The 23732-nt window shown below is 73.8% G+C and carries 18 protein-coding genes and 1 pseudogene; 9 read left to right on the forward strand and 10 right to left on the reverse strand.

The window, feature by feature from the left end; genetic code table 11:
* Nucleotides 1-498: 498 nt before the first annotated feature.
* Together ABZ990_RS18985 and ptsP are read left to right on the forward strand one after the other, a co-directional pair.
* Nucleotides 499-948 carry a PTS glucose transporter subunit IIA gene (locus tag ABZ990_RS18985; RefSeq protein WP_361232396.1) on the forward strand — a complete coding sequence of 150 codons (450 nt, stop codon included), beginning with the start codon at nucleotides 499-501 and terminating at the stop codon, nucleotides 946-948.
* 83 nt (nucleotides 949-1031) lie between these two features.
* Nucleotides 1032-2702, forward strand: a complete 1671-nt coding sequence (ptsP, locus tag ABZ990_RS18990; protein WP_361232399.1) for a phosphoenolpyruvate--protein phosphotransferase — start codon at nucleotides 1032-1034, stop codon at nucleotides 2700-2702.
* Nucleotides 2703-2778: 76 nt separating this feature from the next.
* Here the strand turns inward: ptsP and ABZ990_RS18995 are convergent, their stop codons facing one another.
* A complete protein-coding gene (locus tag ABZ990_RS18995) occupies nucleotides 2779-3690 on the reverse strand; it encodes a hypothetical protein (protein WP_361232400.1) in 912 nt (303 codons plus the stop codon).
* A 23-nt stretch (nucleotides 3691-3713) separates the two neighbouring features.
* Nucleotides 3714-5087: an MFS transporter gene (locus ABZ990_RS19000; protein WP_361232403.1), complete on the reverse strand. Its 1374-nt coding sequence runs from the start codon at nucleotides 5085-5087 to the stop codon at nucleotides 3714-3716.
* 47 nt (nucleotides 5088-5134) lie between these two features.
* Here ABZ990_RS19000 and ABZ990_RS19005 point away from each other — a divergent pair, with 47 nt between their 5' ends.
* Nucleotides 5135-6454 carry an aminotransferase class I/II-fold pyridoxal phosphate-dependent enzyme gene (locus ABZ990_RS19005; RefSeq protein ID WP_361232406.1) on the forward strand — a complete coding sequence of 440 codons (1320 nt, stop codon included), beginning with the start codon at nucleotides 5135-5137 and terminating at the stop codon, nucleotides 6452-6454.
* 100 nt (nucleotides 6455-6554) lie between these two features.
* Here the strand turns inward: ABZ990_RS19005 and ABZ990_RS19010 are convergent, their stop codons facing one another.
* Nucleotides 6555-8528 (reverse strand): acetoacetate--CoA ligase, encoded by a 1974-nt coding sequence (locus ABZ990_RS19010; protein WP_361232409.1) that lies wholly within the window; start codon nucleotides 8526-8528, stop codon nucleotides 6555-6557.
* Nucleotides 8529-8744: 216 nt separating this feature from the next.
* Between ABZ990_RS19010 and ABZ990_RS19015 the strand changes: the two genes are divergently transcribed.
* Nucleotides 8745-11363: a glycoside hydrolase family 31 protein gene (locus ABZ990_RS19015; protein ID WP_361232412.1), complete on the forward strand. Its 2619-nt coding sequence runs from the start codon at nucleotides 8745-8747 to the stop codon at nucleotides 11361-11363.
* An 89-nt stretch (nucleotides 11364-11452) separates the two neighbouring features.
* Here ABZ990_RS19015 and ABZ990_RS19020 read toward each other — a convergent pair whose 3' ends face one another.
* Complete coding sequence (locus tag ABZ990_RS19020) at nucleotides 11453-11977, reverse strand: NUDIX domain-containing protein (protein ID WP_361232415.1); 525 nt, start codon at nucleotides 11975-11977, stop codon at nucleotides 11453-11455.
* A 58-nt stretch (nucleotides 11978-12035) separates the two neighbouring features.
* Here ABZ990_RS19020 and ABZ990_RS19025 point away from each other — a divergent pair, with 58 nt between their 5' ends.
* The 3 genes and pseudogenes from ABZ990_RS19025 (at nucleotide 12036) to ABZ990_RS19035 (ending at nucleotide 14785) form a co-directional block, all read left to right on the forward strand.
* Nucleotides 12036-12881, forward strand: coding sequence for a M15 family metallopeptidase (locus ABZ990_RS19025; protein WP_361232418.1), 846 nt, complete (start codon nucleotides 12036-12038; stop codon nucleotides 12879-12881).
* A 117-nt stretch (nucleotides 12882-12998) separates the two neighbouring features.
* Nucleotides 12999-13442 (forward strand): annotated as a pseudogene (locus ABZ990_RS19030) (zinc ribbon domain-containing protein); the annotation flags it as partial.
* A 119-nt stretch (nucleotides 13443-13561) separates the two neighbouring features.
* Nucleotides 13562-14785, forward strand: a complete 1224-nt coding sequence (locus ABZ990_RS19035) for a lipid-transfer protein (RefSeq protein WP_361232421.1) — start codon at nucleotides 13562-13564, stop codon at nucleotides 14783-14785.
* Nucleotides 14786-14920: 135 nt separating this feature from the next.
* Here ABZ990_RS19035 and ABZ990_RS19040 read toward each other — a convergent pair whose 3' ends face one another.
* From ABZ990_RS19040 to ABZ990_RS19055, 4 genes are read right to left on the reverse strand one after another with little or no spacing between them, the layout of a single operon-like run.
* Complete coding sequence (locus ABZ990_RS19040) at nucleotides 14921-15553, reverse strand: ATP/GTP-binding protein (RefSeq protein ID WP_361232424.1); 633 nt, start codon at nucleotides 15551-15553, stop codon at nucleotides 14921-14923.
* Nucleotides 15534-15941 (reverse strand): DUF742 domain-containing protein, encoded by a 408-nt coding sequence (locus ABZ990_RS19045; protein WP_361232427.1) that lies wholly within the window; start codon nucleotides 15939-15941, stop codon nucleotides 15534-15536. The genes ABZ990_RS19040 and ABZ990_RS19045 overlap by 20 nt, the downstream gene beginning before the upstream one ends.
* A 14-nt stretch (nucleotides 15942-15955) precedes the next feature.
* Entirely contained in the window at nucleotides 15956-16396 is a 441-nt protein-coding gene (locus tag ABZ990_RS19050; protein ID WP_361232429.1) for a roadblock/LC7 domain-containing protein, read from the reverse strand.
* Nucleotides 16393-19341: a nitrate- and nitrite sensing domain-containing protein gene (locus ABZ990_RS19055; protein WP_361232432.1), complete on the reverse strand. Its 2949-nt coding sequence runs from the start codon at nucleotides 19339-19341 to the stop codon at nucleotides 16393-16395. The genes ABZ990_RS19050 and ABZ990_RS19055 overlap by 4 nt, the downstream gene beginning before the upstream one ends.
* 428 nt (nucleotides 19342-19769) lie before the next feature.
* On the opposite strand from ABZ990_RS19055, the gene ABZ990_RS19060 reads away from it, so the two are divergent.
* Together ABZ990_RS19060 and ABZ990_RS19065 are read left to right on the forward strand one after the other, a co-directional pair.
* Entirely contained in the window at nucleotides 19770-20216 is a 447-nt protein-coding gene (locus ABZ990_RS19060; RefSeq protein WP_361232436.1) for a hypothetical protein, read from the forward strand.
* A 306-nt stretch (nucleotides 20217-20522) separates the two neighbouring features.
* The gene (locus tag ABZ990_RS19065; RefSeq protein ID WP_361232438.1) at nucleotides 20523-21644 is read left to right on the forward strand and encodes a hypothetical protein; all 1122 of its coding nucleotides are present in this window, start codon (nucleotides 20523-20525) and stop codon (nucleotides 21642-21644) included.
* A gap of 102 nt (nucleotides 21645-21746) precedes the next feature.
* On the opposite strand, the gene ABZ990_RS19070 is transcribed toward ABZ990_RS19065, so the two are convergent.
* Together ABZ990_RS19070 and ABZ990_RS19075 are read right to left on the reverse strand one after the other, a co-directional pair.
* On the reverse strand, nucleotides 21747-22400 hold the full coding sequence (locus ABZ990_RS19070) for a response regulator transcription factor (protein WP_361232440.1): 654 nt from the start codon (nucleotides 22398-22400) through the stop codon (nucleotides 21747-21749).
* Entirely contained in the window at nucleotides 22385-23686 is a 1302-nt protein-coding gene (locus ABZ990_RS19075; protein WP_361232443.1) for a histidine kinase, read from the reverse strand. Before ABZ990_RS19075 ends, ABZ990_RS19070 begins: the two co-directional genes overlap by 16 nt.
* Nucleotides 23687-23732: the final 46 nt, after the last annotated feature.

Consider the following 23732-nt stretch of genomic DNA (forward strand, 5'->3'; position numbering starts at 1 on the left):
GCGCTTCCTTCGTTTCCGACTCTATCAGATCTTTCCGATCCGATTTCCTCGGTGCTTTCCGGTCCCGGTCGCTTTCGCTTCCGTTCCCTTCTCGCTTTTCGAGCTTATCAGACCCTTTCGGCTCCGATTCACTCTCCGCTTTCCAGTCCTTTTCGGCTTTCACCGTCAAGGCCCTTCGGCGAGGTCAAACAGTATCAGGCTTTTTCGTTCCCTCCGACCGCTCCCTACGCGCAGCGCAGAGTGCGGTCCTCTGAGGTGAGGATCCGGCCTGATGGGTGCTGCCGACCCGCGGTGGAACCGCTCTGGGGTCAGGCAGGAACCCGACAGTACCTCTCCGTGTCACCGGACGCAAACCGTCGCCGGTGGTCCCTAGCCCGCGCCAAACGGTACGTCTCATGGAGAACCGGGACTTCCTATGACATAGGCTGCGGAAACACTATGCCGTCCAGGACAGGCAGGGACGGCGCAACACGCATCTCCGCCCTCGGGAGGCTCCCCATGACCACCGTGACGTCGCCGCTCGCCGGACGCGCCATCGGTCTCGCCAATGTGCCCGACCCCGTCTTCTCCGGCGCGATGGTCGGTCCCGGCACCGCCGTCGACCCCGTGCGCGAGCCCTCCGAGGCCGTCTCGCCCATCGACGGTGTCGTCGTCTCCCTTCACCCGCACGCGTACGTCGTGGTCGACCAGGAGGGTCACGGGGTGCTCGTCCACCTCGGTATCGACACCGTCCAGCTCAACGGGGAGGGCTTCGAGCTCCTCGTGAACAAGGGGGACACCGTGACGCGCGGCCAGGCCGTCGTGCGCTGGAACCCCGTCGCGGTCGAGGAGGCGGGCAAGTCCGCCATCTGTCCGGTCGTGGCCCTGGAGGCCACCACGGACGCGCTCTCCGAGGTCGTCGAGACCGGCGAGGTGAAGTCCGGCGACCAGCTCTTCGCCTGGAGCTGATCGACCGCTCATCCTGAGGGGTGAGCGCGCAGAGGACATTCGAAGCGGCGGCACGGCCGTCGCACGACTCGGAGACGGGTGAGATGGAGACAACGCTGCGAGGCGTCGGGGTCAGCCATGGGGTGGCGATCGGCCAGGTCCGGCATATGGGGACGGCGGTACTGGAGCCGCCGGCCAAGCAGATCCCGGCCGACGAGGCGGAGCGCGAGCAGGGGCGCGCCCGTCAGGCCGTGGAAGCCGTGGCCGCCGACCTGAACGCGCGGGGTCATCTGGCCGGCGGTGAGGCGCAGGCCGTGCTGGAGGCCCAGGCCATGATCGCTCAGGACCCGGAGCTGATCGCCGACGTGGACCGGCGGATCGCGGTCGGCAGTACGGCCGAACGCGGGATCTACGACGCGTTCTCGCACTACCGGGAGCTGCTCGCGGGCGCCGGTGAGTACATGGCGGGCCGGGTCGCCGACCTGGACGACGTGCGGAACCGGATCGTGGCGCGGCTGCTCGGGGTGCCGATGCCCGGGGTGCCGGACAGTGACGAGCCGTACGTCCTGATCGCGCGCGATCTGGCGCCGGCGGACACCGCGCTGCTCGATCCCTCGCTCGTGCTCGGGTTCGTGACCGAGGAGGGCGGGCCGACCAGCCACAGCGCGATCCTGGCGCGGGCTCTCGGGGTGCCGGCCGTGGTCGCGCTGCCGGGCGCGGTCGATCTGCCGGAGGGCACGGTCGTCGCGGTGGACGGTTCCACCGGCGAGATCTTCGTGCATCCGAGCGACGAGAAGCGGGCGGCGATGACGCGGGCCGCCGAGCAGCGCAAGGCCGCGCTCGCCGCGTCGACGGGTCCCGGGGCGACCTCGGACGGGCACAAGGTGCCGCTGCTCGCGAACGTGGGTGGTCCGGCGGACGTTCCGGCGGCGGTCGAGGCCGGGGCCGAGGGCGTCGGTCTGTTCCGTACCGAGTTCCTGTTCCTGGACGACAGCGCGAAGGCGCCGTCCGAGGAGAAGCAGATCGAGGCGTATCGCAAGGTACTGGATGCCTTCCCCGAGGGGCGGGTGGTCGTACGGGTGCTGGACGCGGGCGCGGACAAGCCGCTGGACTTCCTGACGCCGGCCGACGAGCCGAACCCGGCGCTGGGCGTGCGGGGTCTGCGGACGCTGCTCGACCATCCCGAGGTGCTGCGGACCCAGCTGACGGCGCTGGCGAAGGCCGCCGCCGGGCTGCCGGTGTATCTGGAGGTCATGGCGCCGATGGTGGCCGACCGTACGGACGCGAAGGCGTTCGCCGACGCGTGCCGTGAGGCGGGGCTGCGGGCGAAGTTCGGCGCGATGGTGGAGATTCCGTCCGCCGCGCTGCGGGCGCGGTCGATCCTTCAGGAGGTCGAGTTCCTGTCGCTGGGCACGAACGACCTGGCGCAGTACACCTTCGCCGCCGACCGTCAGGTGGGTGCGGTGTCGCGGCTGCAGGATCCGTGGCAGCCCGCGCTGCTCGACCTGGTGGCGCTGTCCGCGGAGGCCGCCAAGGCCGAGGGCAAGAGCTGTGGGGTGTGCGGTGAGGCGGCGTCGGATCCGCTGCTCGCCTGTGTGCTGACGGGTCTCGGGGTGACCTCCCTGTCGATGGGCGCCGCGTCGATCCCGTATGTGCGGGCGACGCTGGCGAAGTACACGCTGGCGCAGTGCGAGCGGGCCGCCGCCGCGGCGCGGGCGGCAGACACCGCGCACGACGCCCGGGTGGCCGCGCAGGCGGTGCTGTCCGGGGAGTGATCCCGGGCGGAGCGCAGGACTGAACGACGAGGCCGAAGGGGCTTCCCGCCGTGGACGGCGGGAAGCCCCTTCGGTGTCAGTGGGGGTGCGCGTGGGGGTGGTCGTCCGGGTCGAGGGGGAAGCCCGCGCGGTAGTCGGCGTGGGACTCGGGGGCGATGGGCTCGCCGGTGAGGGCGTCCGTGCAGTAGGCGTCGAAGACCTCGGCCTCGGTGAGGGGGTCGAGCCGGCCGTCGCGCAGACGCCAGCCGTGCAGCCGGTCGGGGGCGCCGGGCGTGGCGGTGCGCAGGACGAGGCCGCCGGGGGTGCCTCGGGCGATGCCGGCGGCGAGGACCGAGGTGAATTCGGCGGCCTCGGTGCGGTCGAGGAGAGCGGGGCCGGTGTCGTCGCGGGTGGCGTGCAGGACGGCGACGAGCTGGTCGTCCTCGGCGGGGACGCTGCACACGAGGTGGTGGGTGCCGGGGCCGGCCGCGTCGAGGAGGCGCAGGAGCAGCCGGCCGGCCCGGTCGTAGGAGGCGCGGCCGATGTCCTGGCCGCAGTCGGCGCAGGTGCCCGCCTCGCCGAGCAGCGTCGTGGCGTACTCCCAGGTGGCGTGGCGGACGGCGATGTCGATCAGGAGGGGGACGAGGGTGTCGAGGGGTTGTCCGGTGTAGGTGACGCCGGCTCCGGTGGCGGCGGTGTCGGCGGCGTAGCGGGCGCGGCTGGTGGGGTGGTCGGGATCGAGGCCGGTCGCGGCGCAGTAGTCGGCGTACTCCTCGGGGTCGAAGAGGACGACGGTGGTGTGCCCGCCGGTGGTGGCGAGGGACTTCAGGAGTGCTTCGGCATGGGCGAGGTACCCGGGGTGGTCGTCGAAGGGGAAGGTCGTGTACCGGCGCATGGCGGCGAAGTCCTCTCCGTCCGCGAGGAGGGCGAGGGTGCTCGTGGTGTCGCGGCGCAGGGCGCGCCGGAGTGTCGCGGTGGTGTGGGTGCCGGTGTGGTTCCGACGGGTCATGTCTCCCCCTGAGCGCTGTCGATTCAGTGCTCACTCACCGTAACCTTCGCCACTGACAGTGACGGTGCGGGCGGGTCGACGGCGTCGACGCGGTCGCGGATCAGCCGGTACTGGGCCGCTCCCGCCGCGATGAGGGCGAGGCCGAGGACCGGCCAGGCGAGGGCGCCGACGCTCATCACCCCGGTGACGACCAGGGGGCCCGCGAAGCGCTGGCCGGACTGGGCGAGGCCGTGGACGCCGACGTAGGCGCCCTGGGCCTCGGCGGGCGCGAGGGCGACGGAGAGTTCCCAGGAGGAGGTGGCGTGGATGATCTCGGCGAAGGTCAAGGCCGTGACCGCTACGGAGAGGGCCGTGATGGCGACGGCGGGTCCGCCGGTGGCGGAGGCGGCGAGCGCGAGGGTGCCGAGGAGGAAGAGGCCGGTCAGGGGGATGACGAGGCGTCGGGCGGCGCGGGTGGTGGCGCCGAAGCGGGCGAGCGGGACCTGGAAGAGGACGACGAGGACGGTGTTGAGGACGAGGAGGAGCGGGGCGAGTCCGACGGGCGCGGTGGTGGCGTGGATGAGCCAGAGCGGGATGGCGACCTGGAGGATCGTGTCGTCGAGGTAGAGGGCGGCGTCGGTGGCGACGTAGCCGAGGAAGGTGCGGTCGCGCCAGGGGTTGGCGGGCTTCGTCACCGGGGTGTCGCCGCCGGAGCCGGTGGAGCCGGCCGAGCCGTCGGGACTGTCGGGGCTCTTGGGGCTCTTGGGGCTCTTGGAACCGGTCGAGCCGGTCGAGCCGGTGACGACGCGGGCCGGGGCGGGGGGTTCGGCGCAGCGCAGGGTGAGGGCGGCGATGACGGCGTAGCTGACGACGTTGCCGATGAGGAGGAGTCCGTAGACGCGGGTGCTGCCGGTGGCGAGCGCGGCGGCGGCGCCGAGGCCGCCGATGGACCAGCCGATGTTGACGGTGGTGCGCTGGATGGCCTGGTAGCGGACCCGCTCGGAGCCGGCGAGGCGGGCGGCGAAGAGCTTGACGAGGACGCTGCCGGCGCGGTCCGGGAGGGCGCCGAGGGCGGAGAAGAGGGTGAGGAGGAGGAAGTCGTCGGTGGTGAGGAGGGCCAGCAGGGCGACGGCGCGCAGGAGTTGTGCGGCGGCGATGAGGCGGACGAGGGGGAAGCGGTCGGCGAGGCGGCCGGCCAGCGGGGCGCCGGCGACTCCGACGCCTCCGGAGATCGTCATGAGGAGGCCGACCTGGCCGAGCCCGAGGCCGGAGACGTAGGTGAAGTAGAGGGCGGTGCAGCCGGCCCAGAGGCCGGTGCCGGTCTTGTCGACGATGCTGACGACGAGCATGCGGCGGCCATCGCGGCCGCCGGGTACGCGGTCGAGAGCGGTGCGGTGCCATGCGGTCGGGCGGCTCACTCGGTTCCCCCTTGACACGAGTTATGTATTGATACAGAGTTCAGTACGTGGCAACACAATATGCGATCACAGGGACGACGGCCAAGGGGATCGCCGCGTCCATCGAGCGCGGCGTGGCCGAGGGCGCGCTCGCACCGGGAGACGCGCTGCCTCCCGTACGGCGGCTCGCCGACGAACTCGGCGTCAGTCCGGGCACGGTGGCGACGGCGTACAAGGAACTGCGCGGGCGTGGACTGGTCGTCACCCGCGGCCGGGGCGGCACGGTGGTGGCGGAGGCGCCCTCGGTGGCGTCCCGGCGGCCGCTGCGCGTACCGCCCGGCCTGGTGGACCTGGCCAGCGGCCTGCCCGATCCCGCCTTCCTGCCGGTGCTGCGCCCGCCCGCCGAGTGGCGCCCGGTCTTCGGCTCGCACCGGGCCGAGCCCCGGCTCACCCGGCTGGAGGAGCTGACCCGGGACTGGTTCGCACGGGACGGCGTCCCGGCGGAGCGGGTCACCTTCGCGCACGGGGCGCTCGACTGCATCGCCCGGCTGCTCTCCGTCGAGCTGCGCCCCGGGGACGCGGTGGCGGTGGAGGACCCCGGGTTCCACCATCTCCTGGACCTCGTACCGGCCTTGGGGCTGCGGACGGTCCCGGTCGCCGTGGACGGGGAGGGCATCACCCCCGACGCGCTGCGGACGGCGCTGCGGGCCGGGGTACGGGCCCTGGTGTGCACCCCGCGCGCGCAGAACCCGACCGGGGCGGCCTTCTCCCCCGCGCGACGCGACGAACTGGTGGCGCTGCTGCGGGAGTTCCCCGAGGTCCTGGTCGTCGAGGACGATTACACCGTGGAGATCGAGGGGCCGGCGGCGGCCACCCTCGCCTCGGCCGGTCTGGAACGCTGGGCGCAGGTGCGCACCGTCTCCAAGCGGCTGGGGGTCGACCTGCGGTGGGCGGGGGTGGCCGGTGATCCGGTGACCATCGCCCGGCACGACGGGCGGATGCTGATGACCTCCGGCTGGGTCAGCCACATCCTCCAGGAGACGGTGGCCGGGCTGCTCGCCGATCCGGACGTGGCGCGGCTGGTGGCGGCGGGCGAGGCCGCGTACACGGAGCGACGGGATGCCCTGACCGGCGCGCTGGACGCGTACGGCATCCGCTCAGCCGGCGGGAGCGGCGTCAATGTGTGGGTGCCGGTGCGCGACGAATCGGCGGTCGTGAACGGGCTGCGGACGCACGGCTGGTGGGTGGCGGCCGGCGCGCGGTTCCGGATCGCCGCGCCCACCGGCGTACGGATCACGACGGCGACCCTGCTGCCGGACGACGCCCGGCGGCTGGCGGCGGACTTCGCGGAGGTGCTGGGGGACGCGCAGGCGACGTACGGGGGCTGACGCCCGGACGGCCCGGACGGCGGCGGACGACATCGGCGGCCTGGTCAGCACCGAGGGCCCGCGCGGATCGCGCGGGCCCTCGGTGCGTACGGACGCCGGGTCAGCCGGTCTTGCGGGTGCGGGCCAGCTCCTCGTAGAAGTCCAGCAGGCCGAGGTTGTCGACCGAGCCCGGGTTGACGGCCTTGGCCATCGGGGTGCCCTGGAGGAGGCGCTTGACCGGGACCTCGATGCGCTTGCCCGTGAGGGTGTGCGGGATGCCGGGGACCTCGATGACGGTGTCGGGGACGTGGCGCGGGGAGAGCTCGGCGCGGATGGTGGTCTTGATCCGGCCGATCAGTTCCTCGTCGAGGGTGGCGCCTTCGGCGAGGTGGACGAAGAGCGGCATCCAGTAGCCGCCGTTCGGCTCCTCCAGGCCGATGACGAGGGACTCGCGGATCTCGGGAAGGCGCTCGACCGCCTCGTAGATATCGGCGCTTCCCATCCGGACGCCCTGGCGGTTCAGGGTGGAGTCGGAGCGGCCGTGGATGACGACCGAGCCGCGCTCGGTGAGGGTGATCCAGTCGCCGTGCCGCCACACGCCGGGGAACATCTCGAAGTAGCTGTCGTGGTAGCGGCTGCCGTCCGGGTCGTTCCAGAAGCGGATCGGCATGGAGGGCATCGGCCGGGTGACGACCAGTTCGCCGACCTCGCCGACGAGCGGCTTGCCCGACGGGTCCCAGGATTCCAGGGCGGTGCCGAGGCCGGCCGCCTGCAGTTCGCCGATGTGGACCGGGAGGGTGGGGACGGCTCCGGCGAAGCAGGAGCAGACGTCGGTACCGCCGCTGACGGAGGCGATCCACAGATCGGCGCGGACCTCGTCGTGCAGCCAGCGGAAGCCGTCGGGCGGCAGCGGGGAGCCGGTGGTGGCGACGCACTTGACGCGGGAGAGGTCGAAGTCCCGGCCCGGGTGCACCTCGGCCTTGGCGCAGGCCATGACGTACGCGGCGGAGGTGCCGTACAGGGTGGCGCCGGTGCGCTCGGCGACGCGCCACTGGGCGCCGGTGTCGGGGTAGCCGGGGCTGCCGTCGTACACCACCACGGTGGTACCGGTGAGCAGGCCGGAGACGAGGAAGTTCCACATCATCCAGCCGGTCGAGGTGTACCAGAAGAACACGTCGTCCGGGCCGAGGTCGCAGTGCAGGCCGAGCTGCTTGAGGTGCTCGATCAGGATGCCGCCCTGGGACTGCACGATGGCCTTGGGCAGACCGGTGGTGCCGGAGGAGTACAGCACCCACAGCGGGTGGGAGAAGGGGACCTGCTCGTAGACCGGCTCGGTGTCCGCGGCGGTCAGCGCGGACCACTCCAGGGTGCCCTCCGGGGCCGGGGTGCCGAGCAGCGGGATGTGGACGACGGCGCGCAGCGTGGGGAGTTCGGCACGCAGTTCGGCGACGGTGTCGCGGCGGTCGTGCTCCTTGCCGCCGTAGCGGTAGCCGTCGACGGTGAACAGGACGACGGGCTCGACCTGCTGGAAGCGGTCGAGGACGCTGCGGGCGCCGAAGTCGGGGGCGCAGGAGGTCCAGACGGCGCCGACGGCGGCGGCGGCGAGGAAGGCGGTGATCGCCTCGGGGATGTTGGGCAGGTAGCCGCTGACCCGGTCGCCGGGCCGGACGCCGAGACGGCGCAGTTCGGCGGCGAGGGAGCCGACCTGGCGGCGCAGTTCGGCCCAGGTGATCGGGGTCGGCTCCTGTGTCTCGTCCACATGAAGCAGTGCGGTGTCGTGAGGGCGCTCCTCGGCGGCGCGCAGCGCGTGCTCGGCGTAGTTGAGGGTGGCGCCCGGGAACCAGTCGGCGCCCGGCATGGCGTCGTCGCCGAGGACCCGCTCGTACGGGGTCGCGAAGCGGACGTCGAACCACTCGGCGACGGCCGCCCAGAAGGCTTCGAGGTCGTCGACGGACCAGCGGTGCAGGGCCGCGTAGCCGCCGTCGGCCGGGGCCCCGTGGCGCTCGGCCGCCCAGGCCTGGAAGCGGGTGACGGCGGCCGCGGCGACGCGGTCCTCGTCCGGCTGCCAAAGCGGCTCGGTCTGCGCTGATGTCATCGGTCGACTCCCTGGAGCTGTACACGGGCTAGGCGTGTGCCCCGCGCACATGCTGCGGTGTGCGCGCGACGCGGCTGACAGGACGATGCCATGGGATGCCCGTTCGCACCAGGGTTCGCCGCCCATGGTCCGGTAGGTGAATATGTGCTCTGACCATGGGTGAACGGCAGTTGAACGATGCTCACCTGCCGCTTCGGGGATGGCAGGGTGAGCCGCATGAACGGTCGTGAGCGGGTGCGCTCGGTGAAGGTGCTGGGGTCGGCGCAGGCGCTGCGCGCGGTGGGGGCGGCGTGGCGACGGCGCCGCACCGACGCGCGGGCGCTGCCGCCGCGGGGGCCGGAGCGGGCCCGGACCCCGGGGCCGGTGTGGGCGGCGATCCCCCGGCCCGGCGGCGGGATCGTCCGTTTCGACCGGGCCGAACTGCGGGTGTCGGTGGCGGCGGCCGGCATCGTCTTCTGGTCCTGGGACGGGGCGGCGGAGCTGCCGTCGTACGCGCTGGCGGGCGAGCCGCCCGCGCCGGATCCGCGGGCCGTCCTGGAGCCGGACACCGACGGCGGCTGGCGGGTGGTGTCCAAGCGGGTGACGGTCGCGGTGTCCCGGCACGGGGCGGTGGAGGTGCGCACGCCGGGTGGCGTGGTGCTGCGCCGGGATCTGCCGCCGCGCTGGTGGGAGCCGGTGTCGGAGGGGGCGGGGAAGGCAGGAAAGGCGGGGAAGGCCGGGAGGTACGGGGAGACCGGAAGACCTAACGGGGCCGGGAGGTCCGAGGAGGCCGGGGGTGTCTCGCCGGGCGGGGTGGCTGCGGGGGGAACGGCATCGGACGGGACCGTCTCGGACGGGGTCACTCCGGACCGGGCCGCTTCCGGTGGTGCGGCTCCGGACGGGGCTGCTTCCAGGGGCTCGGCACGCTGGGTGCAGCGCAGCGAGGTGCCTGCGGACGCGCGGTTCTTCGGGCTCGGCGGCCGGGCCTCGGGGCCTCGGCTGCGGGACGGGACGTACCGGCTGTGGAACACCGACCCCGGCCCCTTCTCTCCCGCTGACGACCCGCTGTACATCACCATGCCGGTCCAGCTGGTGGTCGCGGACGCGGGGACGCATCTGGCCTTCTACGACAGCTCCTGGGACGGCCGGGTGGTCCTCGCCGAGGGCGCGGAGGGCGCCGGGTCCGGGCACGACCGGCCCGGCACCAGCGAACTGCGCGTGGACGGCGGCCCGTTGCGCTGCTGGGTCCTGGTCGGCACCCCCGCGCGCGTCCTGCACGGCTGGTCCGCGCTCACCGGCGCGCCCGCGCTGCCGCCGTCCTGGGCGCTGGGCCCGCAGCACGCGCGCTGGGGCTTCGGCAGCGAGCGGGAGGTCCGGCGGGTGGTGGACGGCTACCGGGACCGGGGGCTCGCGCTGTCCGCGCTGCACCTGGACATCGACCACTACGACGGCCACCGGGTCTTCACGGTGGACCGGGAGCGCTTCCCTGATCTGCCGGGGCTCGCGGCCGAGCTGCGCGAGCGCGGGGTGCGTCTGGTGTCGATCGTCGACCCGGCGGTGAAGGCGGAGCCGGGCGATCCGGTGTACGAGAGCGGGCGGGCGGCCGGTGCGTTCGTACGGGACGGGCGGGGCAGGGAGGTCCGCGGGGTGGTGTGGCCGGGGACGTGCGTCTATCCGGACTTCACCGATCCGGAGGCCCGGACGTGGTGGGGCGCGCTGTACGAGGAGCGGCTGGCGCAGGGCTTCTCCGGCATATGGCACGACATGAACGAGCCGGTGTCGTTCACCGCGTTCGGGGACCGGACGCTGCCGCGCTCGGCCCGGCACCGGCTGGAGGGGCGGGGCGGGGACCACCGCGAGGCGCACAACGTGTACGGGCTTGCCATGGCCCAAGCCGGATACGAGGGGCTGTGCCGGCTGCGGCCGAAGGAACGGCCGTTCCTCTTCTCGCGCTCCGGGTGGGCGGGGATGCAGCGGTACGGGGGGACCTGGTCGGGCGATGTGGCGACCGGCTGGCCGGGGCTGCGGGCCTCGCTGGCGCTGGTCCTGGGCCTCGGGCTGTGCGGGGTGCCGTACTCGGGGCCGGACATCGGCGGCTTCGACGGCAGTCCGTCACCGGAACTGTTCCTGCGCTGGTACCAACTGGGGGCGTGGCTGCCGCTGTTCCGGACGCACGCGGCGATCGACGCGGGGCGGCGCGAGCCGTGGGAGTTCGGTCCCGAGGTCCTGGAACACGCGCGCGTGGCGCTGGCGGAGCGGGAGCGGCTGCTGCCGTACTTCGTCACCCTCGCGCGGCTCGCCCGGACGACCGGCGCCCCCTATGTGCGGCCGGTGTGGTGGGGGACGCCCCAGGACCGGGCGCTGCGGGACTGCGAGGACGCCTTTCTGCTCGGGGACGCGCTGCTGGTCGCACCGGTGCTGACGGCGGGCGTGGACCGGCGGACGGTACGGCTGCCGCGCGGGCGCTGGTACGACACGGCGACCGGGCGGGCGTACGAGGGCCCGGGGCAGGTGCTGCTCGACGCGCCGCTGTCACGGGTGCCGGTGCTGGCCCGGGCGGGCGCGGTGATCCCGGTCCGGGGCGGGAACGGGGAATCCGAGGACGGGAAGGCCGGAGAGGACGGTGCCGGGCCGGTCCTGGAGGTGTGGGCGCCCGCGGCAGGGCGGACGGGCGGCGGCCTGGTGGTGCGGGACGCCGGGGACGGCTGGGCGCCGGAGCGGATCGAGCGGTACCGGTCGCGGCTGGTGGACGGGCGGGTCGTGGTGGAGCGGATGGCGGAGGACGGGGCGGTGGAGCCGGACCTGCGGGTGCGGGTGCGCGGGCTCGAAGCCGACGGAGACGGCGGAGGCGGCTGAGGGACGGAGGCGGTCGGGGGTTACGGCCAGGAGGACGCGGCGGGGCCGGGGCAGCGCGCCCCGGCCGTACGTCCCCGCGCGGGCGCGCGTCAGCCGTACGTCCCCGCGAAGAACCGCCGTACCGCCTCCGTGTGCAGCGGGAACGCCAGCTCCTCCGGCCCGTACAGCAGATGGTGCCCGCTGGTCTCGTCGGTCGGGGCCGACGGCGGGAGGGCGGCGGCCGGGCGGGGCGGCAGCAGGCCGAAGAGGAGCAGATGGCCGCCCGGGGAGCTGAGAACGTCGGCGAGCCGTACGTCTTTGGCGGTGGCCTCGATGCCGGTCTCCTCGCGCAGTTCGCGGACGACGGCCTCGTGCCAGTCCTCGCCGAAGTCGATGAAGCCGCCGGGCAGGGCGACGCGGCCGGTCTGGGGCGCGATGGCGCGGGTGATGACGACGAGGGCGGTGCGCCGGTGTGCGTCGGTCACCGGCAGCAGGGCGACGGCGACCGGAGTCGGGTTGCGGTAGGCGGTCGTGCCGCAGGCGGCACAGCGTCGGGGCCAGCCGGAGGCCACGGCGTAACGGGTGCCGCAGGCGGAGCAGTGGCTGTGCGGCGCGGGATGCGGGATGTCGGTCACGCGTCGACCGTAGGGGATCGGCCTTCCCCGCCGCTGCCGGAACTGATAGATGGTGCACATGACAGGACTGACAAGGCCGACCGGGCCCGCGACCCCCTCCCCGCTCGTCTCCGCCGTCCGCTCCCTCGGCGCGCTGGCCACCGCCGCCCTGCTCGCGGTGACCGCCGCCGCGCCGTCGGCGAGCGCCGCCCCGGAGCCCAAGGCCCCGGCGGAGTTCGTGGCCCTGGACCGGGTGGACCGGACCATCCTTCAGGAGATCCGTTACGCCACGCCGCACAACTTCGTGGGCGAGCCGGTGGACGGCTACCGACAGCCGATGTGTCTGCTGACCCGGCCGGCCGCCGAGGCGCTGCACCGGGCGCAGTCGAAGCTGGTGGCCCGCGGATACACGCTGAAGGTGTACGACTGCTACCGGCCGCAGCGGGCCGTGGACCACTTCGTGCGCTGGGCCGAGGACCTGGGCGACGAGCGGATGAAGCGGGAGTTCTATCCGCTGGTCGACAAGACGCGGCTGTTCGAGGACGGGTACATCGCGGAGAAGTCGGGGCACAGCCGGGGTTCGACGGTGGATGTGACGGTCGTACGGCTGCCCGCAGCCCCCACGCGCGCGTACGAGCCGGGCGAGCCGCAGGTGGAGTGCTTCCGGCCGCAGGCGGAGCGCTTCCCCGACAACTCCCTCGACATGGGGACGGCCTTCGACTGCTTCGACACGCTCTCGCACACCGACGATCCTCGGATCACGGGCGCGCAGCGGGCCAACCGGGATCTGCTGCGCGACGCGCTCGCCCCCGAGGGCTTCGTCAATCTGCCCGAGGAGTGGTGGCACTTCACGTTCAAGCCGGAGCCGTTCCCGGCCACCTTCTTCGACTTCCCGGTGGCGCGCCGGTCGGTGGGCGGGCACTGACGTCTCCCCCGGGGCCCCTCTGCCGAGTACCGCACCCTTCCCCGGCCGGAGCGGGCGTGCCATCCTCGGGTCATCTGACGCTTCGTCAGGTGACCCGGGGTGTGGAGGGGGTCGCGGATGGCACGCACACGCAGGCCGGTGGTGCCCGGCTGGTTCACGGACGACACCGCTCCCGACGGGGAGTTCCGGCTGCTGGGGACCCGCTGCACGGCGTGCACGGCGGTCTTCTTCCCCCGCGAGGACGACGGCTGCCGCGATCCGGACTGCCCGGGCGGGGGCGAGCTCGCCGAGACGCCGCTGTCCCGGCGCGGCCGCGTCTGGTCGTACACCGACGGCCGCTACCGGCCGCCCGCGCCGTATGTCTCGGACCCCGGCCGGGCCTGGGAGCCGTACACCCTGATCGCGGTGGAGCTGGCCGCCGAGGGCATCGTGGTGCTCGGGCAGGCGGCGCCCGGCGTACGGCCCGCCGATCTGGCCGTCGGGGCCGAGGCCGAGCTGGTGCCGGGCGTCCTCCACGAGGACGACGAGCACATCTGGACCACCTGGCACTGGCGGCCGGTCGCGGCGGCGACGGACGCCGAGGGGGCGCCGGGTACCGGGCCGTCCCCGTATCCCCAGGGGCCGGCGGCCGCGCGCGGGTCGGTGGACGGGCAGGGGCCGGTGGACGGGCAGGGGCCGGCATGACGGCCGACATCGCCGTCCTCGGCGCCGGGATGCATCCGTGGGGCAAGTGGGGCCGGAGCTTCACCGCGTACGGGGTGGCCGCCGCGCGGGCCGCGCTCGCCGACGCCGGCCTCGGCTGGCGGGACATCCCCTCGATCGTCGGCGCCGCCACCGTCCGGGGCGGCTACCCGGGCTACGTGGCCGGGGCCTCCTTCGCCCGGGCGCTCGGCTGGCAGGGTGCGCGAGTGACCAGCGTCTACGCGGCCTGTGCCTCGGGGGCGCAGGCGATCGCCGCCGCCCGCGCGCAGATCCTCGCGGGGCTCGCCGACGTGGTCCTCGTGGTGGGCGCCGACGCGGCGCCGAAAGGGTTCTTCGCCCCGGCGGGCGGCGAGCGCCCGGACGACCCCGACTGGTTGCGCTTCCGGGTGCTGGGAGCGACCAACCCGGCGTACTTCGGGCTGTACGCGCGCCGCCGGATGGCGCTGTACGGGGACACGCCCGAGGAGTTCGCCCTGGTGAAGGTGAAGAACGCGGCGGCGGGAGCGCTCAATCCGCTGGCCCGCTACCGCAAGCCGGTGAGCGCGCGGGAGGTGGCCGCCTCGCCCGTGGTCGCCGATCCGCTGCGGCTGCTCGACATCTGCGCGACCTCCGACGGGGGCGCGGCGCTCGTGCTGTCGAGTCCGGACTTCGCCCGGCGGCACGGGCATCCGGACCCGGTACGGATCCGGGCGGTGTCGACCGTCACCCCGGAGTATCCGCGCACGGTGCTGGATCTGCCGGACATCGCCACCGACCCGGCCCCGGCTCCCTCGGCGGGACCGGCCGCGACCGGCTCCCCCGCCGGGCGGCCCTCCCCTTCGTTCCGGGCGGCGATCGCGCGGGCCGCGTACGAGGAGGCGGGGCTCGGCCCGGAGGATCTGTCCCTGGCCGAGGTGTACGACCTGTCCACGGCGCTGGAGCTGGAGTGGTACGAGGATCTCGGGCTGTGCGCGGCGGGCGGGGGCGCGGCGCTGGTACGGGACGGGGTGACCGCGCTGGGCGGGCGCCTCCCGGTCAATCCGAGCGGCGGCCTCGCGTCGTTCGGCGAGGCCGTGCCGGCCCAGGCCCTCGCCCAGGTCTGCGAACTGACCTGGCAGCTGCGGGGCGTGGCCGGGGACCGGCAGGTGCCGGGGGCGCGGGCCGGGATCACCGCCAACCAGGGCCTGTTCGGACACGGTTCGGCGGTCGTGGCGGTCCGCTGAGGACCGGAACCGGGCCGGGGTCCTGGCCGGAATCCCGGCCCGGCCCCGGGCCGCGAGCACCCGTACGCCCCCGTGCGGGTGTGCACGGGGGCGTACGGACCGGCGGTACGGGGACGTACGTACCGGCCGGGCCGGTCAGCGGCCTGCCGGGGTGCCCGCCGTGGCGGGCGGCGGGTGCTCGGCCAGGACCAGGGCGTGCTGGACGACGGCCACCAGGACGTTCTTGACCGACTCGCGGTCGCGCGCGTCGCACATCACCAGCTCGACCTCGGGGTCGAGGTCGAGCGCGCCGCGCACCGTCTCCGCCGGGAAACGGCGCGCGCCCTCGAAGCAGTTGACGGCGACCGTGAAGGGGATGCCGCGCCGCTCGAAGTAGTCGATGGCGGCGAAGCTGTCCTCCAGACGCCGGGTGTCGGCGAGCACGACCGCGCCGAGCGCGCCCTGGGCCAGCTCGTCCCACAGGAACCAGAAACGGTCCTGCCCCGGCGTGCCGAACAGATAGAGGACCAGGTCGTCGCGCAGCGTGATCCGGCCGAAGTCCATGGCGACCGTGGTGGTCGTCTTGGTCTCGACGCCGTGCAGATCGTCGACGGGCCGGCCCGCCTCGCTGAGCATCTCCTCGGTCCGCAGGGGCCTGATCTCGCTGACCGACCCGACCATGGTGGTCTTGCCGACGCCGAAACCCCCCGCCACCAGGATTTTCAGCGTCACCGGCTCGACCGGCGGCTGCCTGTGGCCGGCTCCGGTTCTAGAGCGCCCGAAGGCCATTGATCACCTCACGAAGGATGCTCACATCCGGCAGCTCGGCCGGCGGAACGGGGCGGGTCACGTGCACGAGTTCGTCGTCCACGAGGTCGCCGATCAGGACCCGTACCACCCCGACGGGGAGGTCGAGCCCTGCGGCGAGTTCGGCGATCGACTGCGGCTGCTCGGAGCAGCGTTCGACGATCTCGACATGCTCGGGGGACAGCGTCTGATCACGGCCGGGGTCCTCGGCGGCCGGTTCCGGGACCACGATCGCGATCAGGTCGAGCCGGTGCCGGCTCGCGGCGCTGGTGCGGCCGCGGGTCATGGCGTACGGGCGGACCACCGGCCCCGCGTCGTCGTCGTACCAGTGGCCGGCCGCGTCCCGCTCGGACTGGTCTGCGTCGCTCATGCCGTCCCCCTCACTCATCCTCCGGTGGGCAGCCCGGACCGGGGCGCCGTGGCGAGGTGCGCGCCGACCCGCTTGACCATGAGGGTCATCTCGTAGGCGACCTGGCCGACGTCCGAATCGGCGTCGGCGAGCACGGCCAGGCAGCTGCCGTCGCCGGCGGCGGTGACGAACAGAAAGGCGTCCTCCAGTTCGACGACCGTCTGGCGGACCTTGCCGGCCTCGAAGTGCCGGCCCACGCCCTTGGCCAGGCTGTGGAAGCCCGAGGCCACGGCGGCCAGGTGCTCGCCGTCCTCGCGGGTCAGGTCCTGCGAGGCTCCGGTGGCCAGGCCGTCGCTGGAGAGCACCAGGGCCTTGCGTATGGAGGCGACGCGCTGGACCAGTTCATCGAGGAGCCAGTTCAGCTCTCCGTTGCCCTGGGCGGCGCTGTGGGTTGCTGCGGCGTTCGGTGCGGTCATCGACCGTCCCCCTCGGGTGTCGTTCCTGGTGCTGTCGTTCCGGGTCCTGCTGTTCCGGGTCCTGCGGCTCCGGGTCCTGCGGCTCCGGGGCGTACCGCCCGGAGGTCCGTCGTACCGGAGTCCGTCGACGGACTTCCGGGGTCCGCCGTACCGGAGTCCGTCGTACCGGAGTCCGCCGCCTCGGCGTTCTGCCGGCGGCCGCGCTGCCAGCCGCGCTGCATCGAGGCCATACGGCTGCGCACCTCCTCGGCGTCCCGCTCGAAGGAGTCGGCCTCGGCGGCGGCGCCGGCGGCCGTACGGTCCTCGTCGCGGGTGCCGTGCGCCCGCAGCTGCGGGGCGAGGCTGGCCTGGCGCACCCGGCGGGGCAGCCCGTCGAACGAGGGCGGCTCCTCCTCCTGGCGCGGTACGGGGACGAGGGTGGGCGCGGGCCGGACGCGAGCCAGTTCCATGGTGTCCCCGTCTCCCGGTCCGTGGCCGTGTCCCTGGTCGCGGCCCTGGCTCCGGCCGTGACCCTGACCGTGGCCGTCCGCGTCCGTGTGCTCGGAGTCGTCGCCCGCGGCGTTGTGGCCGGCCGGACCCGGATGGGCGCGGCCCGGCTCGTCGAGGCGCCGGCCGTGGTCGACGACGAGCGTCGGCGTACGGCGGCGGGGCAGCCGGGCGACGCCGTCGGCGGAGTCCTGGCCGGCCTGACCGGCCGTACCGGCCCCTCCGGCCGGGTCGTCGGTGCCTCGGCGGCGGTGCTCCCGGGCCCGGAACAGTCCGCCCCGCTCACTGTCGCTGTCGAGCAGGTCGGCCGCGCCGCCGAGCAGTTCGTCGAGGGAGTCGCCGTCCACCGGCGGTTCGAGTTCGACGGGGCCGTCCAGGACCGGGCTCGTGGCGGGTTCCGGGGCCGGGTCGGGGACCTTGGCGAGCGCGGGCCGGCGGCGGGGCAGTCCGGCCGGGCCGGCCGTCCGCGCGTGGTCGCCGCCCTCGACCGAGGCGCCGTCACGGCCGTCCGTCCGGCGGGCCGCGCCGTCGCGGTCCAGGCGGAAGCCCGCGCCCTGCGTCTCGGGGGCGTCGGTGAGCAGCGTGGCCGGGATGAAGACGACCGCGGTGGTCCCGCCGTACGGCGAGGTCTGGAGCGAGACCCGCACGTTCTGGCGCTGGGCGAGGCGGCTGACCACGAACAGGCCGAGGCGGTCGGTGTCGGACAGTTCGAACTCGGGGGTCTCGGCGAGCCGGAGGTTGGCTTCGAGGAGTGCCTCGGGGTTCATGCCGAGGCCCCGGTCGTGGATCTCCAGGGTGAACCCGTTGGCGACCCGCTCGCCGAGCACCTGGACGGCGGTGTGCGGGGGCGAGAACACGGTGGCGTTCTCGAGGAGTTCGGCGACGAGGTGGGTGAGGTCGGCGACGGCGGGGCCGCCGACGCCGAGCCGGGGCAGCCGGCGGACCTCGATGCGCTCGTAGTCCTCGACCTCGGCGACGGCGGCGCGTACGACGTCCATCAGCTGGACGGGCTTGCGCCACTGCCGGGACGGGGCCGCGCCGGAGAGGATCACGAGGCCCTCGGCGTGCCGGCGCATACGGGTGGTCAGGTGGTCGAGCCGGAACAGGTCGGCGAGTTCGTCGGTGTCCTCGGTGCGCCGTTCCATGGTGTCGAGGAGGGTGAGCTGACGGTGCAGCAGCACCTGGTTGCGGCGGGCGAGGTTGACGAAGACCTCGGACACGCCGCGCCGCAGCTCCGCCTGCTTGACGGCGGCCTCGACGGCGGCGCGCTGGAGGGTGTTGAGGGCCTGGCCGACCTGGCCGACCTCGTCCTCGCCGTACGTCAGGCGGGGCACCTCGGTCAGGGTGTCGACGTCCTCGCCGGCGGCGAGGCGGCGCATCACGCTGGGCAGCCGGACGCCGGAGACCTCCTGGGCCTCCTTGCGCAGCCGCCGCAGGTCGCGGACGAGGCCGCGGCCGATGCGGACGGAGACGACGATGGAGACGAGGAGGGCGACGAAGCCGAGGACTCCGGCGATGCCGGCCTTGAGCAGCACGCTGTACGCGGCGGGCTGGAGGCGTTCTTCGAGGCGCTCGCCGGCCGCGTAGTTCTCCTGGGCCAGGGCGTCGAGGACCGGGGCGGCCTGTTCCTGCCAGCGCTGGGCCGTGACGGCGGGGCGGCCGCTGGTGGCGCCCGCGGTGATCAGGGCCTCCTCCGACTTGCGCAGGGGCGCGGTCTCGGCGCCGGTCCAGTAGCGCTCGTAGCGGTCGCGTTCGGAGGAGGGCAGGACCTCCAGGTTGGCCTCGTAGTAGGCCTTGCGGGTGGCGACGACATCGGTGAGGGCGCGGATCTCCTCGGGGGTGATCCGTTCGGCGATGAGCATGGAGGCGACCAGCGCGTCCTCGCGGGCGACGATCTCGCGGGCGCGGGTGATGCCGACGAGGGCGCGGCCCTGCTTGTCCATCTCCACGTTCTCCAGGGCGTGGAGGGACATGAGGAAGCCGTAACAGGGATCGACCAGGCGGTTGTAGAAGTCGAGCGCCTGCATCCTGCCGATGTTGCGCGTCTCCACGGAGCGGCGCAGCGAGTCGAGGCCGTCGAGCGCGTCGAGGAGCACGGTGAGCCGCTGGGCGGTGGCGGGCTGCATGTCGCCGCTCACGCCGGGGTCGGCGGCGTTGCGCCGGATCAGGGCGATCTGCCGGTCGGTGGCCTCGCGTTCCGCGCGCAGCCGGGTCATGGCCTCGGCGGCGCGGGGGTCGGCCAGGTACACGAGGGATTCGCGGCGTTCCTTCTGGAGGACGCGCGAGGTGTCCTCGATCGGGTAGCCGATCTTGTCCATGATGTAGCCGGTGTCGAGGAGGGTACGGGCCTCACGGCCGGTCAGGACCGTGGCGAAACCCCACAGTCCGGTGAGGGAGACGAGCGGTACGAGGAGCAACGCCACGATCTTCCTGCGGATGGATTTCCCGCGAAAGCGCATGGCCTCCCCCAGCTCGGCCTCCGCGGCCGCGGAGGCTCCTCACGTCGTCCACGCCCCGGTGTCGTCAACACGCGGCGTCAACCTTCGGCTTCAACAAACGGCGGCGCGAGCCTACTACTGCATCACAGCCAACCCGAAGGCACGGCAGGTCTATTTTCAGCCGGTCGGAAGAGTGTTGATCATGAGTTGTCCCGGTATTCGGGGAGTTGAGTTGCGCCAATGTGGCACAGGACACCCGCTGGTCAGGGCTTTCCCGGCGCCGGACGGATGGCTGGAACTACTTGTTCCGCTCGCGCTCGAACCACCCCCCGACGAAACCTTTTCCCTCTCTCGTACGTCATTCTGTACCGGGGAGGCCCGTGTCCGCGTAAAGCGACTCAATACGGGCAGCCACCCGGAAGACATCGGTGGTGGGGAGTGAGCGCGCTATGGAACACGAGGCGCAGCCGGCAAAGCAGTTGTGGGTGGACGACCGGCGGGGCCGGCGCCGGATGCCGGATCCGGTGCGGTCGGCGGCGGTACGGGCGGTACTGATCGTCTCGGTGACACTGATCGTTTCGATGGTCGCGTTCCTGTGTTCGGTCGCGGGATCGTGGCCGGCGTTCCCGATGACGCTCGCGGCGATAGCGGCCACCGTGGTGGCGACCTGGTCGGTGCTCGACGTGTGGATCACCCGCCAGGTGTGGCACCAGCGCCACGGGGTCGTCTCCGAGCCGAGCAGCGCGGCGCGGGCCCTGCGGCGCGAGCGGCTCCGCGAGGAGCGGGCCGAGTCGGCGGAGTCCGCGAAGTCGGCGAGGTCCGCGGGGACGGCCGGGCACACGGGGCCGGCCGCCGGGCACGGGGAGCCGGGGACGCCGCTCACCGAGGCCGCCTGAGCGGCGCGCCCCGAGCCGCGTCCCCTCGGGCGCCTCGCGGGGTGGGACACGGGGTCGGGCGAGGGGCGGGCCGGCGAGAGGCGGGCCGGGCCGCTCGTACGGCGGGCGCCGGGCGGTGAGGTCCGGGGGCGAGGTTCCGGGGCGTCCGGTCCCGTACCGCCCCGGGCGCGTTCGCACATCCAGCCCTCCCCGCGTGCGGTGCGTCGTCCGGTCGGATTGTGTGAGGGTCGGCAACACTCTGTGACTGCCGTGGGCCGGGGAACGGTCGCACGGTACCGAGGAGGTACGACCCTGATGAGGTTCGGCTTGGCATCGCGTCTCGCGGCGACCGTGACCGCGGCGGCGACGATCATGGCGGTGGGTTCGGCGGCCTCCGCCGCGCCCGCGGGCCGGGACGGGGCACCGTTCCTCGGACCGCTGCACACCGTCACGACCATCGCGTCGACGGTCCCGGACAACGGCGACCTGAACCCGTACGGCACCGCCCTGATCGAGCGGAGCACCGGTGACCTCCACCGCGGCAGCGTCCTGGTCAGCAATTTCAACAACTCCGCCAACCAGCAGGGCACCGGGACCACGCTCGTCCAGGTCGACCCCGACGGTTCGGCCGAGCTGTTCGCCCGGATCGACCCGGCCCATCTGCCCGGACCGTGCCCCGGGGGCGTAGGGCTGACCACCGCGCTGTCGGTCCTTCCCGGCGGCTGGGTGGTGGTCGGCAGTCTGCCCACGACGGACGGCACCTCCGCCACGGCGCGGGCCGGGTGTCTGCTCGTCCTCGACAGCCACGGAGAGGTCCGGGAGACGATCAGCGGCCACGGCATCAACGGCCCCTGGGACATGACCGCGCGCAGCTGCGGCGACACGACCGACCTGTTCGTCACCAATGTGCTCAACGGCACCGTCGCCGCCGGCGGCGACATCGTGCGGCGCGGCACCGTTCTGCGCATCACCCTGCGCGACCGTGGCGACCGGCCGCCGGCCCGGGTCTCCACCACCGAGATCGGTTCGGGATTCGCCGAGAAGACCGACCCGGCGGCGCTCGTCATCGGGCCGACCGGGGTCGGGCTGCGGGGCTCCACGCTCTACGTGGCGGACACCGTCGACAACCAGGTGACCGCGATCCCCGACGCCCTGACCCGGCGCGGCAGCGCCGGCACCGGCCGGGTGGTCACCTCGGGCGGGAACCTCAACGGTCCGCTCGGCCTCGCGATCAGCCCGCGGGGCAGCGTCCTCACCGTCAACAGCGGCGACGGCAACATCGTGGAGACCACGCCGGGCGGCGACCAGGTGGCCGTGCGCACCCTCGACGACAGCGGCACCCCGCCGGGGGCGGGCGCGCTGTTCGGGCTCGCGGTCGCCGAGAAGCCCGGCCGGGTCTACTTCGTGGACGACGCGTCCAACACGCTGAACCTGCTCGGCAGGCCGTGAACCCGGCAGTCCGTCACCCCGGCGGACCGTCACCCCGGCGGACCGTCACCTCGCCCACCCGTTCGCCGTGGCCGGACGGGTGGGCGGGTCACGGACCGGGCCCTACCGCTGCTCCAGGTAGGCGAGGACCGCGCGGACGCGGCGGTTGGAGTCCTGGTCCTCGGTGATGCCGAGCTTGCCGAACAGGGACGTCGTGTACTTGCCGATGGCTCCCTCGCTGAGGAAGAGACGGCGGCCGATGGCCTGGTTGGACAGGCCCTCGGCCATCAGCGCGAGAACCTCGCGCTCGCGCTCGCTCAGCCGTTCGAGGCCCCGGGCCCGGGCCGGGGAGCCGGCCGACAGCAGCTTCGCGATCACCGACGGGTCCAGTGCGGTCCCGCCGCCCGCGACGCGTTCCATCGCGCCGATGAACTGGTCGGCGTCGAACACGCTCTCCTTGAGCAGATAGCCGACACCGCCGGAGCCGTCGGCCAGCAACTCGCGGGCGTACAGCCGCTCGACGTGCTGGGAGAGGATCAGAACCGGCAGGCCGGGGAGTTCGGCGCGGGCGGCGAGGGCCGCCCGCAAGCCCTCGTCGGTGTGGTCCGGCGGCATACGGACGTCGACGACGGAGACGTCCGGACGCCAGGTCCGCAGCGCGTCGAGGGTCTCGGGCCCGGTGGCCGCGGTCGCGACCACCTCGTGCCCGTACGCCTCGATCAGACGGACCATGCCGTCCCGCAGGAGGTAGAGGTCTTCGGCTACGAGTACGCGCATGGCACCGTGATTCCGGCTCGGGTGGGACCGCCGGGCGGGCTGGCGATCTCCAGGGTTCCGTCGAAGGCGGCGAGGCGGCGGCGGAGCCCGTCCAGCCCGCCGCCGGGTGGCACGACGGCCCCGCCCCGGCCGTCGTCGGACACCTCCGCGACCACGTCGAAGCCGCCCGGGGTGGGCGCGGGGGCGAGGGCGAGAGTGACGCACGCGTGCGTGGCGCGGGCGTGTTTCACGGTGTTCGTCAGCAGTTCGGCGACGCCGAAGTAGACGGCGGATTCGACCGGCGGTTCCAGGCGGGGCGAGCCCGCGGCCCCGTCGGGGACACCGGGCCCGACCCGGACGTCGACGTCCAGCGGGAGGTCCAGGGCGAGGGCGCGGACCGCGTCGGCGAGTCCCCGCTCGGTGAGGACCGGCGGGCTGATCCCCCGGACGAGTTCGCGCAGTTCGGCGAGCGAGCCGGCGGCTCCGGCCCGGGCGTCCCGCATCAGTTCCTTCGCCCGGCCGGGGTCGGCGTCCATCAGCCGTTCGGCGGTCGCGAGCGAGAGCCCGAGCGCGACGAGCCGGGCCTGGGCGCCGTCGTGCAGATCCCGCTCGATCCGGCGGATCTCGGCGGCCTGGGCGATCGTCATATCGGCGTTCCGTACGGCCAGCTCGCCGACCCGGTCGGCCAGGGCCATCGCCCGCGACGGGCCGAGGAAGCGGACCGCGACCCGTCGGACGGGCCGCCAGGCGTACGGGGCCGAGCCGACGGCCACCAGCAGGCCGAGCGCTCCGGCGAGGCGGGCGGCGGCCCCAGGCCGGGTCAGGTACAGCGCGGCCACGGCGAGTCCGGCCGGCGGGACGGCCGCGACCAGGCCCGCCGTGACCGGCGCGATCGCCGTGAACCGCAGGTCGCGCCAGGTGGCCGGGTCGCTCCAGCGGATCCGCCACCGCTGGTCCAGCAGCGCGTCGCGGCGGGTGCGCTCGTACGAGAAGCCGTTCCACCAGTAGCCGGTGGCCATCCGGACGACGGGCCCGCCCTGCCGGTGGCCGGCGGGGACGACGGTGCCGGTCCAGCGCGCGACGAGGGCGCGGACCGCCCCGCAGACCGGGCGGGACAGCGCGAGCGTGCCCGCGGTCACCAGGACCAGGGGCAGCAGCCAGGACCAGGGGTTGGCCGCGCCCCAGTGGACGCCCAACAGGGCGGCGGCCGTCCACACGGCGGGGACCACCAGGGTCACGGCCGCCACGGCGCAGGCCCGTACGAAGCCGACGGCCGCGCGGGCCGCCCATGTTCCCAGCTGTCCCATGACTCCCCCGTGTTCCCCGTGTCCCGTGCTTCCCGTGCTTCCCGTG

Source organism: Streptomyces sp. NPDC046203, from assembly GCF_040646255.1.
In the GTDB taxonomy this organism is placed as follows: Bacteria; Actinomycetota; Actinomycetes; order Streptomycetales; family Streptomycetaceae; genus Streptomyces.